General features: G+C 59.1%; 15 protein-coding genes and 1 tRNA gene. 7 read left to right on the top strand and 9 right to left on the bottom strand.

What is annotated here, in order from left to right:
- The 3 genes from FHT84_RS14860 to FHT84_RS14850 all read left to right on the top strand — a co-directional run bounded on the left by FHT84_RS14860 (position 1) and on the right by FHT84_RS14850 (position 2,572).
- Positions 1-540 carry a MerR family transcriptional regulator gene (locus tag FHT84_RS14860; RefSeq protein ID WP_112344161.1) on the top strand — a complete coding sequence of 180 codons (540 nt, stop codon included), beginning with the start codon at positions 1-3 and terminating at the stop codon, positions 538-540.
- 347 nt (positions 541-887) lie between these two features.
- The gene (locus FHT84_RS14855) at positions 888-1,994 is read left to right on the top strand and encodes a porin (RefSeq protein WP_113250644.1); all 1,107 of its coding nucleotides are present in this window, start codon (positions 888-890) and stop codon (positions 1,992-1,994) included.
- Between the two features lie 251 nt (positions 1,995-2,245).
- The gene (locus tag FHT84_RS14850; RefSeq protein ID WP_112344163.1) at positions 2,246-2,572 is read left to right on the top strand and encodes a hypothetical protein; all 327 of its coding nucleotides are present in this window, start codon (positions 2,246-2,248) and stop codon (positions 2,570-2,572) included.
- 146 nt (positions 2,573-2,718) lie between these two features.
- Here FHT84_RS14850 and FHT84_RS14845 read toward each other — a convergent pair whose 3' ends face one another.
- Positions 2,719-2,976: a hypothetical protein gene (locus tag FHT84_RS14845; protein ID WP_183763172.1), complete on the bottom strand. Its 258-nt coding sequence runs from the start codon at positions 2,974-2,976 to the stop codon at positions 2,719-2,721.
- Between the two features lie 175 nt (positions 2,977-3,151).
- On the opposite strand from FHT84_RS14845, the gene FHT84_RS14840 reads away from it, so the two are divergent.
- Both FHT84_RS14840 and FHT84_RS14835 read left to right on the top strand, forming a co-directional pair.
- The gene (locus FHT84_RS14840) at positions 3,152-3,556 is read left to right on the top strand and encodes a BA14K family protein (protein WP_113250643.1); all 405 of its coding nucleotides are present in this window, start codon (positions 3,152-3,154) and stop codon (positions 3,554-3,556) included.
- Between the two features lie 87 nt (positions 3,557-3,643).
- A tRNA-Pro gene (locus FHT84_RS14835) sits at positions 3,644-3,720 on the top strand.
- A gap of 38 nt (positions 3,721-3,758) precedes the next feature.
- On the opposite strand, the gene FHT84_RS14830 is transcribed toward FHT84_RS14835, so the two are convergent.
- Positions 3,759-4,457: a thermonuclease family protein gene (locus tag FHT84_RS14830; protein WP_113250642.1), complete on the bottom strand. Its 699-nt coding sequence runs from the start codon at positions 4,455-4,457 to the stop codon at positions 3,759-3,761.
- A 91-nt stretch (positions 4,458-4,548) separates the two neighbouring features.
- Positions 4,549-4,941 (bottom strand): hypothetical protein, encoded by a 393-nt coding sequence (locus tag FHT84_RS14825; protein ID WP_113250641.1) that lies wholly within the window; start codon positions 4,939-4,941, stop codon positions 4,549-4,551.
- Positions 4,942-5,183: 242 nt separating this feature from the next.
- Between FHT84_RS14825 and FHT84_RS14820 the strand changes: the two genes are divergently transcribed.
- Positions 5,184-5,396, top strand: coding sequence for a hypothetical protein (locus FHT84_RS14820; RefSeq protein ID WP_112344167.1), 213 nt, complete (start codon positions 5,184-5,186; stop codon positions 5,394-5,396).
- Between the two features lie 221 nt (positions 5,397-5,617).
- Positions 5,618-6,640, top strand: a complete 1,023-nt coding sequence (locus FHT84_RS14815) for a PHB depolymerase family esterase (protein ID WP_246698542.1) — start codon at positions 5,618-5,620, stop codon at positions 6,638-6,640.
- Positions 6,641-6,715: 75 nt separating this feature from the next.
- Here the strand turns inward: FHT84_RS14815 and FHT84_RS14810 are convergent, their stop codons facing one another.
- From FHT84_RS14810 to FHT84_RS14785, 6 genes are all read right to left on the bottom strand, one after another.
- Positions 6,716-7,006 carry a helix-turn-helix domain-containing protein gene (locus FHT84_RS14810; protein WP_113250640.1) on the bottom strand — a complete coding sequence of 97 codons (291 nt, stop codon included), beginning with the start codon at positions 7,004-7,006 and terminating at the stop codon, positions 6,716-6,718.
- Between the two features lie 64 nt (positions 7,007-7,070).
- On the bottom strand, positions 7,071-8,306 hold the full coding sequence (locus FHT84_RS14805; protein WP_113250639.1) for a glycosyltransferase family 4 protein: 1,236 nt from the start codon (positions 8,304-8,306) through the stop codon (positions 7,071-7,073).
- Positions 8,303-9,565, bottom strand: a complete 1,263-nt coding sequence (locus FHT84_RS14800; RefSeq protein ID WP_113250638.1) for an O-antigen ligase family protein — start codon at positions 9,563-9,565, stop codon at positions 8,303-8,305. Before FHT84_RS14800 ends, FHT84_RS14805 begins: the two co-directional genes overlap by 4 nt.
- Positions 9,562-11,121 carry an undecaprenyl-phosphate glucose phosphotransferase gene (locus FHT84_RS14795; RefSeq protein WP_183763187.1) on the bottom strand — a complete coding sequence of 520 codons (1,560 nt, stop codon included), beginning with the start codon at positions 11,119-11,121 and terminating at the stop codon, positions 9,562-9,564. Before FHT84_RS14795 ends, FHT84_RS14800 begins: the two co-directional genes overlap by 4 nt.
- A gap of 76 nt (positions 11,122-11,197) precedes the next feature.
- Positions 11,198-12,343 carry a glycosyltransferase family 4 protein gene (locus tag FHT84_RS14790; RefSeq protein ID WP_113250636.1) on the bottom strand — a complete coding sequence of 382 codons (1,146 nt, stop codon included), beginning with the start codon at positions 12,341-12,343 and terminating at the stop codon, positions 11,198-11,200.
- A gap of 11 nt (positions 12,344-12,354) precedes the next feature.
- Positions 12,355-12,930 carry a polysaccharide biosynthesis/export family protein gene (locus FHT84_RS14785; protein ID WP_112344270.1) on the bottom strand — a complete coding sequence of 192 codons (576 nt, stop codon included), beginning with the start codon at positions 12,928-12,930 and terminating at the stop codon, positions 12,355-12,357.
- Positions 12,931-13,110 lie beyond the last annotated feature (180 nt).

The raw sequence follows: 13,110 nt of genomic DNA, 5'->3' as shown, positions 1-13,110 counted from the left end.
ATGGACAAGAGCCCGGATGCATTTCGCACGATCAGCGAAGTCGCGGAAGACCTTGATCTGCCGCAGCATGTCCTACGGTTCTGGGAAACCCGGTTTCCGCAGATCAAGCCGATGAAGCGCGGTGGCGGCAGGCGCTATTATCGCCCCGAGGACGTCGACCTGCTGAATGGCATCCGCCATCTGCTCTATGATCACGGCTATACGATCAAGGGTGTTCAGAAGCTTCTGAAGACCAACGGCAACAAGTTTGTCATTGCGGTCGGCCATGGCGATCTTGCCAGCGTCGAAGCGCTTGCCGCCGCACAGGAACCTGCCACCGTCGAGCCCCGCGTCAGCTCCGGCAATGCCGAGGAAGATCAGATCGTCGGCCGCGCCAAAGCGCCGATTAGCCGCCGTTTCTTCAATTTCGTGAGCGGCGACGATGGCGTACCGGATGTTTCCATCGGCAAATCCAGCGTCGGCAAGGAAGATCGCGCTTTGCTGCAGGAAACGCTCTACGATCTTTTGGAATGCAAACGTCTGCTCGATCAGGTGCGATGACAGCAACCGGCCGGGATTGCTGATCATGTAAAATGCTTTTTGTTCCAGTGAGGCGCAACGGCAGCCAAGTGTCGTCATGACCTTACCGTCTCTGGTCATACAACGATGGTAACTTCATTAGCCGCACAAATGAGCGTGATAATTTTGTCACGCGCGCCACCCTTCTGCGTCACGGAAATTAGTTCGTAAGCCTTATTAACTTGCCGTGGTAGTGCCGCAGGTCCAGTTTGACGGGGAAGCTTCCTTGCTTCGCCCTGTGTGAGGGGAACAGCCAGTCAGGCCATGGAGGGGCACGTTGTTGTCTGCCGGGAGACTCCATCCCTGATGGATAGTCGAATGGAGACACCATGAACATCAAGAGCCTTCTTCTTGGCTCCGCCGCTGCTATCGCCGCAGCGAGCGCCGCCCATGCCGCTGACGCTATTGTCGCCGCCGAACCCGAACCGCTTGAATATGTCCGTATCTGCGATGCGTACGGAACAGGCTATTTCTATATTCCCGGCACCGAAACCTGCCTGAAGATTGGCGGAAAGGTTCGTACGGAAGGCGAGTGGTATGATGCTTACAATCCGCGCAGCAAGGTCGGAACGCTCTGGCACGAGCGCGTGGAACTCAATGTCGATACCGCAACCGACACCGAATACGGTCCGCTGAAGACCAACACCATCTTCCGCTGGGAGTGGAACGATGGCGGTGCAACCTCCTCCAAGCTCCTGTTTGCCAATATCAGCCTTGCCGGCTTCACGGTTGGCAAGCTCGACTCGCAGTTCAACCTCTATGCCGGTTATGCCGGCGATGTCATCAACGACGATGCGATCTATGACGGTCCATACGAACTCAACCAGCTGACCTACAATTACGACGCAGGCAATGGCTTCACGGCTGTGATCTCGCTGGAGGACAGCTACTCCACCTCCGATGGCGAGGCATCTTATGGCGCAGGATGGTGGACGGACGACAAGTCCAATCATTATGCTCCCGACGTCGTTGCCGGCGCTGGCTACAAGGCCGGCAACTGGGGCTTCAAGATTGTCGGCGGCTATGACTCGATCGTCGAAGAGGGGGCGATCAAGGCTCGCATCGACGCCAAGTTCGGCGGTGTGGAAGCCTTCCTGATGGGTGGCTGGAACACCGATGGCGACAAGCTCAACAAATATGCTGGCACCAACCAGGACATTTCCGCGTGCACGACCTCGAGCGGCGCTGTCAACACCGCCAAGTGCGGCTGGGGGGACTGGGCTCTCTGGGGCGGTGTCGCCGTGCCGATCAATGACAAGCTGAAGTGGAACTTGCAGCTTGCCTACACCGAATCCAAGATATTCGAAGCGACCACCAACCTCAAGATCTATCCGGTCAAGAATTTCCTGGTCGAGCCTGAAGTGACCTACATGCACTACGACTTCATCAAGGACGACACGGTTGCCGGCATTCTCCGCTTCGAGCGGAATTTCTAATCCGAGATTAAGTGATCTCGACCGCCGGCGTATATGGGCGGGTTGAATGCGGAAGGCCCTGTTCTCTAACGGGGCCTTCTTCTTTCTCAGCTTTATCCTATTGAGTTGTTAAGCAAAATACTATTCTTACGCGTAGTTTCAGGCATTTTCGACTGTTATCTGTGGCTATTTGCCCGACTCTTGCTTGCTAAAGCTTACCGTTGGCTGTATCCCGCTTCCTCGGGACTATATCTTAAATTGCCGGAGGGAATATGCGCATACGTGCCACCGTGGCCGCGAGTCTCGTCGCCATTACCACCATTCTGTCGAGCTGTCAGACGCCGCAGGAATCTGCGATGAATGCCGAAATGACCTGTCAATCGCAGGGGCTCCGCCCCGGCACGCAGCGTTACAATCGCTGCGTTGGCGCGACCTATCAGGCAAACCGCGTCCAGGCGCAGCAGGCTGAAAATCAGGCTGCCGGACTTGCCGCTGCCGGGATCATCGGCGGCGTTCTCGTCGGCGCTGCCGTCAGCGATCATCACCATCGCGGCTACTACGGCCGGCCTTATTACCGCCGCTGCTATCGCTGCTGGTAAGCGTCACCGTCGCCAGCCATCCGCATGCTTCCTCCGTCGGCTCACACCGGCGGAGTTTTCGTTGATGAGCAACCACAGCAATTCCAGAAAAAGCGCACAGCTGTTTTCCGTCCGGGTTTGCGTAAAGCAAAGAACTGTTCTGGCTGTCAGAATGGCGGGCTCGTCACTTGACGGTTGACGAGCTTCAGGCTCCGGTCGGGTTGGATGATATAGGTTTCAATGACATCCTCGCCCCACTGGTTGGTGAAGCGATGCTGAAATTGCGAGCCGGGAGGCGATTTCGTCAACTTCATATGCGGTTGGCCGCCATAGGTGATGCTGCCGGGAATGGGCTGCAGCGGTTCGGCTGTCGTGCAGGCTGCAAGCAACGATGCGCACAGCATAAGCATTATAACGGGTTTCATGGCCTTAACTTTCCGCTCGCTTCGTATCCCCGGAAAACCGTCACGCAATAAAGACGGAGGGGCATCTATGAGTGTGGCTCCAAGTCACTATATACAAATAATCACGGCATGCCCGGCAGCAAGGTTTTCACGCAGAAGTGCATGATGCTGTCGCCGGATTTCGAAGGAGTTGCATATGTTTACGATCCCCAGGTCGATAGCTGCCGCGGGCTTTGGCCTTTTGCTGGCAGCCTGTGTTGCCATGCCGGCGGGTGCCATCACCATGCCAGCCCTATCCGTGCCAGCACCTGTCCAGTCGGACATTGTCCAGGTGCATGATCATGGCCACGGCCATAGGCATCACCACAACCGGTGGGGCAGCGGCCATAGGCTGCATGGTAACGACAGTTATTATGACGATAATTCGGACAGCGGCGTGCTCTTCAAGTCCTTCGTGACCGGCACGCTCTTCAGCGGGCAGCGCGCTCAAGGTTACTATGATGACGATCATGCCCGCGCCTGCGCCAGCCGCTATCGCTCCTACCGCGCCTCGGACAATACCTATCAGCCGAGCTATGGGCCAAGGCGGGAGTGCCGCTGAGCGCGCAACTTTTTCTGAGCAGGCCGCTACTTTTCGCTTGCGTCGGGAAACTCGAAACTCTAAACGAAACAAGCCGTTTCGGCAGGTCGGGGCGTAGCGCAGCCCGGTAGCGCACTTGACTGGGGGTCAAGGGGTCGCTGGTTCGAGTCCAGTCGCCCCGACCATTTATCTCCTTGAACTCCCAATCGAATTTTCAGAAAAATCAGCCGCACCAGGACGGTGCTTGGCCGGTCCAGCGGCGCGCAAGGCCTTCGGAGACCATCTGGTCGCCGATCGAGCGGCCGGCGCGCATCGCGATACGCAGCTTGCCGCCATTGCGGTCATCGGGGCGGCTGCTGCCGGAAAGCACGAAGGTCCCGTCATTGAGAATGGCCTGGAGGCGCAGTTTCGCGGTCATTGCCTTCTGCCTCTCGCCAGGGCAGCGCGCGGCATCCGCATCCGGTACGTCGATATCGGCCAGCTGAATCCTGACGCCATTCTGCCAGAAGGTATTGCCGTCGACTACGCAATTCGTTCCGGAACCGGGGCCGCAAATCACGAAACGGCCACCGGCCTGGGGGCGCAGGCTAGGGACGGGCCGTTCGATCGGTGTCCTGCTGACCGGCAATGCCACGGGAATGGCGGCGGGTGGTACGGGCAGGGCCGATGCCGCGGCGCGCGGCTCGGGAACGATCGCGGCCGTCCTTATTTGTGGTTTGGCTTCCGGCACCGGCGCTTCCCGGGCCATATGCGGTATGCCGGCGACTGCACCGGCATGGGCAAGCATCGTCGGCATTTCCTTGCGATGCTGATAGGCATAGATGCCGGCGACGGTTGCCAGGCCGACCATGCCCCATAGCCACATCGAATTGCCCGCCTTGGACTGCGGTTTGCGCCGCGTGCGTCGTTTCGCTTTCGCCATGGTATCATCCCTCGATTGCGAGGGGATTATCGCCACCATTTCTTACCGATCCGTTGGCTTGGACCGGATTTGCACACTCGGATCGGAGAGGCTACTTCGCGACTGCCGCCGCTGGCTTGAGTTTCACCGACATTGTCACCTGTCCGCTGACGGAAAGTCTAGTGCCGCGGTTGTCGGGATTGTTGACCGAACTATTGCTCGACATGGCGCTGATCTCGCAGGCATCGGCGATGGTTTCGAGCAGGGTCGTGCAGCTGCTCGCCGCGATCTTGTAGAAGGATTTCAAGGCCTTCTCCTGCTGTTCCTCGTTATCGCCGTCCGTCACCGGATAGGAGATCGATATTCCGGATTGTACGGAAATATATCCCTCCGGAGGCTGGCGGGGATTGCGCAAGGGAAGGTTCTGGAAATTCTGTGCGAGGGTCGGCTGCGTCGTGGTGAAAAGCACCATGCCCACGAAAGTCGGGATCAAAAATCTGTTCATCGTCTTGCCTCTGTTTTCCCGCTTATCGCAAATGCGGATAAAGGCTTGGTGATCTGGTCACTTAAAATTGTAGTCCTGATGGGAATCGCCGCTGTACCTGCGAATCAGACGGGCGTGAGTGCCGAAAATGCTTCCTTGCCAAGCCTGCGTGCAAAGCGCATAGTCTGGTTCCATCGTCGGATATGATGCGGGTGACGGCGAGGTTCAGCGTGCTTCTACCCGAAAGATGACGAGATGCACGAATGTTGGAAACTCCTATTCATCCGCGGGATTTGCCCCTGTTTTCAGACGATCTGGATCGCTTGGAGAAGGTGTTGGACACCGTTTGCAAGGATCGTGGCATGAACTCCCGCAGTCCGGAAGCTGAGCGTCTTGGGGCGTTGATCATCCAGCTTTACCGCCAGGGCGTGAAGGACGACGCAAAACTTCTCGCGCTTGCCAGGGCTTATTTCTGACGCAACTGCGTTTTTTTATGGCCAGCGATCTAATCGATTTAGGCTGATTTCACATAGCAGCAATGATGCTTTGTGCCTGTTCGAAGCCGCCCTGCCTCCCTATATTTGCTGCGTTGCACAAAGAGATTCGATTTCTTGATGTCACTGATTCTGGAGAGAAACAGTGCGCGCCAGACGCAGCCGATGAAAAACGATCGCCGTTGGCGTGGATGGAAAGGTCAATGATGAATTTTAAAGTTCCGAGCCGGCTTCGCCGCTTGCTCGTTGATTCCGTAGAGCTGCCGCAGCTCAAATTTCCGATGACGCGGCCGCTGTCGCAGCCATCGCGCCGTCGTGTTTCCGCGCGGCTTGCGCCGCAGCGTCTGACGGAGGTTTTGTGGTTCGGCCGCAACCCCGGCGATCTGCGCATGTTCGAATATGTGCCGCCGGGCGTCAAAGGCCCGATGCCGCTCGTCGTTGTCCTGCACGGCTGTCACCAGAATGCCGAGGATTTCGATCGAGCCAGCGGCTGGACTGCGCTCGCTCGCGCGCACGGCTTTGCCGTGCTCTATGCCGAGCAGAAGATGTCGAACAATCCCAATCTCTGTTTCAACTGGTTTCGTCCAAGCATGGTCACGCGCGACCGCGGCGAACTCGGCTCCATCCGCGAAATGATCGATTTCAGCCGCCGGGTCCACGATATCGATGACGGCAGGATTTTCGTCATGGGCCTCTCGGCAGGCGGCGCCCTGTCGGCTGCGTTGCTGGCAACCTATCCGGAGCTGTTTGCAGCGGGCGCCATCATCGGCGGCCTGCCTTTCGGTGCCGCCCGCGATGCCATGTCGGCGCTTGACGTCATGAGGCGGGGCTCGACCAAGACGGGTGAAAAATGGGGCGAGCTCGTTCGCGAAGTCTCGCCCGAAGCTGCGCGCTATCCGGCGGTCTCCATATGGCATGGCGATGAGGATGAGGTCGTGTCCTTCGCCAATGCGGAGGCGTCCGTGGCGCAATGGCTGGCTGCGCATGAGCGTCCGCGCACCAAAGGCCGGCTGCGTCTCTTCGAAGGCGGCGAGCGGCGCGAATGGCGCGACGACTACGGCAACATGATCCTGGAGCTCGTAACGCTGCACGATTTCGGGCATGGCCTGCCCGTCGGGTCTGCTGTCGAGGGCTGGGAGCCGGCCAACGATACCGAACGCTTCATCCTGCCCGCAGTACTGTCGGCGCCCGAAGAACTCGTCAAAAGCTGGAAGTTGTCGGCTTGAAGCACACCGTATGAACGGCTTGCGAAAGATCAGCGTCTAAAGCGCCGGAGCGGATATTGGAGTGCGCGCCGCACTCTAGTCGTCATTGGTGGAGTTCAGATTTTCAGGCCGGATGCCGTCATTCTCAGACCAATGCTTGAAGCGTATGCCAGGACCGCCAGTGCCATCGCTGCCGCCGGCGAGGAAGACGACGCCGTGATTTTCCAGGATGGAACGGACTGCGGAAAGTGCCTTGAAATCGTTCGAGGCGCCGTCCGTTTCCAGTGCCTCGATCGTCGAAACCGGAAGCTTGCTTTCGTTGGCAAGCGCTTCCACCGTCAGTCCGAGCATGGCGCGTGCGCCGCGTAATTGCGCTGAAGTAATCATGGGTTAAGTCTATCGCATCGGCTCCGAAAGCGGAACTGGTTTCGAATAAAAATCACGCGGAAGCCTAAAGGGCGGCCGCGCTCTTCCTTCGGCCCTCCACCGTATCCAGCAACCTGGCATTTCCCTCCAGTTCCAATGGTGCGGGGAGGGGACGACCAAGCAAATCATGATAGATTTTTTCGGTCGCGTCGGCCATGCCGGTCAGCGTATAGCCATCCTTGCGCCGCCGAGCCTCCGCTGTCAGGCTTGCAAGCAGCATCGGATCGGCAAGGCGCGCCATCGCGGCTGCCAATGCTTCCGGGTCATCGCTGTTCGGGACGATATAGCCATTCTTGCCGTGTTCCAGCACCGTGCGCGCGCCACCGACATCGGCGAGCAGCAGCGGCTTGCCGGCGGCTGCAGCCTCCAGCATCACGTAGGACATCGCCTCGTAGCGGCTGGGCATGACCACGGCATCGAAAGCGTCGATGGCGGTCACGCCCGGCACGCTGCCGTCGAGCCGCGCGCGGTCTTCGAGGCCTGCGGCCTTGATCTTCTCCTTGACGCTCTCGGCCAGTTCGCCGATCCCGATCATCAGCAGATAGGCTTGCGGCATGTCCGCGGCTATTCGCGCAAAGGCATCCACAAGGCGCTCCGGTGCCTTCTGGCGGGTCATCCGGCCGACGAAGCCGAAGAGAAGGGCGCCCTGCGGGATGCCGTACTTCTTGCGGATGGCCGCGCGCTGGCTGAGAGGCGGCGCGTTGACGCCGTTGACGACGACGCTTAGGCGCGCTTCGGGAATGCCGAGCGAGACGGCATGATTATATTCGTCCTGCGAAACGCAGACCAGGCGATCCGTCAGCCAGGTGCCGAGAAAGCGTTCGATGCCGCCATAGATCAACCGTCCCTTGGCGCCGAGCGTCGGGTCCATGGTGCGGAAGGCATGCGGCGTGTAAAGGACCGGCGCATGCCGTCCCGGCAGCCGCAGACGCGTCAGCGCGCCGGCTTTCGAGCTATGGCCGTGGATCAGATCGAAAGGCCCATATGCTGCCGCAATCTTGCGAAGCTGCCACCAGGCCGAGAGATCCCAAGGACCTGGTGCGCGCCGCATGTCGAGCGGAATGACCTGGTCCAGGCCGATGTTCTCCAACTCCGTCACAAAGGCGGTTTCGGCGCGCACCGGCGAATAGATGGCGGTCACCGAATGGCCGCGATGCTGCATCGCCCGGCACAGATCGAGAAAATGCCGCCCCGAGCCGCCGCCGCTTGGTTCGAGAACCTGCAACAGTGACAGACGCTTGACGTTGGTACGGATGTTCAAGGCGCTGCTTCCCTTCTGCCCAAGCCACGCTGATACTTTTGCTCGAGAGCGCCGCAGCCCCAGACGATGCCGATCAACATGTAAAGATGACGCCAATGGTCGGTATCGATGACATTGCCGATGCCGACATGGCCGAGAATGACGACCCAGGCGATCATCACGAAGGGCTGCCAGGGGCGTTCCTTCAGGAGATTGCGGAAGCCGATGTAGATGGTCCAGCAAATCATGCTGACCCAGCAAATAAAGCCGAGCCAGCCGTAGGTGGTCAGTGTCTTGAGCCAGGTATTGTGCTCGTCTTCGCGAAAGATCTGGCCGAAGACCAGTGGCCCTATGCCGAGCGGCCGTTCCATCGACATCATGAAGCCGATGCTGTGGCGTTCGAAGCGGCCGAGATGTCCGCCGTCATAGCTCTGTACGAGCTGCGTGCGCGTGGAAAACAGGTCGCTGACCTGCGGAAACTGCAGCGCGATGACAAGCAGGACGACCATCAGGATGATCGCCGTCAGCGACATGACCAGGATGCGTAAGCGGAACCTATTGCTGCGATGTTTCAGCAGCATGCAGAAGATCAGCATCATCGAGGCGAATGCGAACAGCGCCCAGGCCGCGCGGGAGAAGGAGAGGAAGATGCCGAAGGCCAGGACGAAGAGGCAGACGCCCTTGATCGGAGCCTTCTTCAGGTCGCCGATCAGGAGGCCGTGCATGAGGTAGATGCTCGGTGTCACCAGATAGGGACCGAAGACGTTCGGGTCCTGAAAGGCGCCCATGGCGCGGTCGTAGCGGGTGAAGATGTCGAAACCCGGCACGGCATGGAAATAGCCGAGAATGCCGAGGCTCGCGGTGATCAGCGCCGCCACCACCCAGGTATTGAAGATCAGCTTCAGCCGTCTTTCGCTGTCTTCGGTAATGGCCGCATAGAAGACGGAGCTCAGCGCCAGAAAGGCGGATACGGCGATATAGATCGGACCGTCCAGATGGTTGCCGGCGGTAAGATCATGCATCTGCGTGATCGAGAGCATGCCGCCGACATTGAATGCCAGGAACAGGGCCAGAAGCGGCGCGATGCTCCGCGATATCTTCAGCCCGAGGATGAACCATATGCCGATGAGAAAGGCGAGCCACAGCTCATAGGGCGCCGGCTCCGCGATCACGAAGCCGGAAAGAAACACGCCGACGGCGACGCTCGCAGTGCCGACCAGCCGCATTGCGGCAAGCTGCGGCTGGGCGACGCCGGACGATGGGAGGTCGATCGCGCTCAATAGGCGTTTTCCGTATTGAGCAGACGGAACGGCGTCAGGAACAGGATCTTCAGGTCGAACAGCAGCGACCAGTTCTCGATATAGTAGAGATCGTAGGCCGTGCGGAACTTGATCTTGTCGTCGCTGTCGATCTCGCCGCGCCAGCCGTTGATCTGCGCCCAGCCGGTCACGCCGGGCTTGACGCGATGGCGTGCAAAATAGCCTTCGACGACATCCGCGTAGGTGCGGTTATGGCTGGCGGCAAGCACGGCATGCGGCCGTGGACCGACCAGAGAGAGATTGCCGAGCAGCACGTTGAAAAGCTGCGGCAGTTCGTCGATCGATGTCTTGCGGATGAAGCGTCCGACGGGAGTGACGCGTGGATCGTTCTTAGTCACGGCGTTGCGCGCCGTAGGATCGCTCATATGCGTATACATGGAGCGGAACTTGAAGACCTTGATGATCTCGTTGTTGAAGCCATGGCGCTTCTGCATGAAGAAGACCGGCCCTTTCGAGGTCACTTTCACGGCGATCGCTGCCCCCAGCATCACTGGCCAGAGTAGGGCGAGTGCCACGAGGCTGAAGAAAATGTCGAAGATGCGTTTGGCAACGCCATCCCAATCCCGGATCGGCTTGTTGAAGATATCGAGCATCGGCACGGCGCCGACATGCGAATAGGCGCGTGGACGGAACCGCAGCTTGTTGGCATGTGCCGCCAGGCGAATGTCGACGGGAAGCACCCACAGCATCTTGAGCAGCTGCAGGATGCGCTCTTCGGCGCTGATCGGAAGCGCGATGATCAGCATGTCGACGCGCACGAGCCGGGCGAATTCGACGAGCTCCATCACCGTCCCCAGCTTGGGATAGCCGGCGACCATGACGGGTGAGCGCTTTTCGCCGCGATCATCGAAGATGCCGCAGATGCGGATGTCGTTGTCGGGTTGGTGTTCCAGGGCGCGGATGAGTTCCTTGGCCGGTTCGCCGCCGCCGATGATCACGGCGCGCCTTTCCATGATGCCGTTGCGGGCCCAATTGCGAATGCCATAGGCGAAAAGCAGCCGGGCGACGAGCAGGAACCCAGCACCCACCGCGAGCCACACGCCGAGAAGATGGAGCGAATAGATATTGTTGATGTCGAACGGAATAAGCGCGATGGCCATGACCGCAAATGCGGCAGCCCACGCTCCGAGAATCCGGTGCAGGAAGTGATGCGGCGCGCGCAATATCGGTATCTGATAGGCATCGGCGATCTGCAGAAACACGATGGCAAGACCACTGAGCGCGATGGTTACCGCAGCCTTCGACACGAACGGATGATCGTCCGGCGCCGTTCCGAAAAATAGGGTTGCAAGCCCGAGCGCAAGCAATGACAGGAACTCGAACAGCCGGTACTGCCCCACGACGATCGCCGGAGACTGATTGGTTTCGCGAAACTGTTCGGCGATTTGCCGGGCATAGGCATTCAAGCTGCCCGGTTGGTCGCTGCGCGGCTCTTCGGCATCGCGGGTGCGGATTTCCGAAACCTGCTTGCGAATATTGTCCAAGTTAAATTGCTCGGACTTCTCACTGGTGTTCATGGCAATTTATCCGGTCGTTACCGGAAAATGGCTATCAGATATCAGCTAAGAAACACTTACAACACTTGCTTGTATTCTAAACGTCGGCGTCCATGCCAAGTATATTTTGATACAGACGCAGAGTATCTCGAGCCATGGCCGAGGCAGAAAAGTTTAAGCGGATTGTTTCGATATGAGGCATGTTGCGGTGGCCGAACTCCGGCTCGCTTATCGCCTCAGCCATCACGCGCGACAAGTCGTCTGCGTCCTCCGGCTTGGCGAGCGCCGGGCTGTTTTCGCCGAGCGCTTCCGGAATGCCGCCGACGCGCGAGGCAATGACGGTCTTTCCGGCGGCAAGCGCTTCCAGGACGATATAGGGCATGGCTTCGGCGCGGGAGGGAACGATGACGTTCTGCGACACCGTAAAGGCCTCCTGGACACGCATGGCCGGAAGCATGCCTATGCGGTGGCCGAGGCCGCGCTCGGTCATCATCTTCTGGTACTTGTCCCTGTCCGGCCCGTCGCCGATCATCAATGCCGAAAGCGGCCTGCCGATCCGCCGCTCGGTCCTCGCAAAGGCGTCCACGAACAGATCAGGACCTTTGAGGTCCCGCAGCATGCCGATGTAGACGAAATGCACCGAGTCCGATCGTGTCGGCACAACGCGGAAATCCCGGTCACTGATGCCGTTGTAGATCATGACGGAGCGGGTCCGTGGTTTGCCGATCTTCCTCTCGTAAGTGCGCCGTTCGAAATCGCAGATGAAGATCAGCCCGTCGGTCAGGAACTCCAGCATGCGCTCCATGCTGTGCACCAGCATGCCCTGCAGCGAGGCGCGGGAAAAGTGGAGGCTGCCGCCATGCGCGGTATAGAGGCGGGCTACGCGATACCTGTTGACCCGCAGGATCGAGCCGAGAACGCGCGCAAGCAGGCCGCCCTTGGCGCCGTGCCCATGCAGCACGTCCGGCCGCAAACTTCTGATTTCCTTGTAACTGCTCCAAAGCGTCGCTGTATCCGACAGGCTGATCTGCCGTCGGATCGGCAGCCGGATCACGCCAAGCGCCAGAAAGGGCGCGATATCGCTGAATAGGCGATCCTCATGCTCTCCCCCCGTGAGGCTGTCGCAAAGGATGCCGACCTGATGTCCCGCCTTGCTCTGCTCTTCCACTAAGTCGCGGACATGGCGGAAAATCCCGCCGACCGGCGATCTGAAGCAATGGAGTATTCGAAGTGGTCTGGCCATGAGCGGTGCGGTTAGAACAACCGCTCTCTGACATAGATCGTGTCGCCTGCCAGCACCGGATCCGAAATGCCGACCCGTCCCGTCATGACATGACCGTTGATCTTGCGGGTGACATCGGCATTGGATTGGTTGGCCCTGCTCGTGAAGCCGCCGGCAACCGCAATGGCGTTTTGGATCGTCATGCCGGGCACGTAGGAATATTGGCCGGGCTGACCGACCTCACCCATAATATAGACTGAGCGATAGCGGTCGATATCGATGGTCACGTCGGGGTCGCGTATATAGCCCTGGCGGAGCTTCTGCGCGATCTGGCCGGAAAGTTGCTGCAATGTCCTGCCGCGGGCAGGCACCTGGCCGATCAGCGGGAAGGCGATGTAGCCGGCCTGGTCGATCGTATAGGTATTGGTCAATCCCGGCTGGTCGAACACCGTCACGCGCAGCCGGTCGCCGCTGTCGAGCGCATAGGGCTGGATAGTAGCCTCATTGAAGGCTTTCGGCGCAGGCTGATAGGTATTGCAGCCGGTAAGCGCGGCGCTCACGGCTGCCACGCCAAGTGCCAGGAATATCTTTGGCTTTGCGAAGGGCATTTCGCGCTCATAGGAAAGGGAAAACACTGTCGTCGTTATCAATCCGTTAGGGTTAACGGTCGGTAAAGAGCGAAGGAAATTCCGGCAGAAATTAGTGAATCTCAAAATAACGCTCGAGAAATACTATTAACCCTTGGGTTACCATAGTCGTTTACGATTAATTCCGGCTTTCTATTACGG

It is taken from the genome of Rhizobium sp. BK289 (genome assembly GCF_014193575.1).
Lineage (GTDB): Bacteria > Pseudomonadota > Alphaproteobacteria > Rhizobiales > Rhizobiaceae > Rhizobium > Rhizobium tropici_C.
This window is presented reverse-complemented; position numbering and strand designations above follow the sequence as displayed.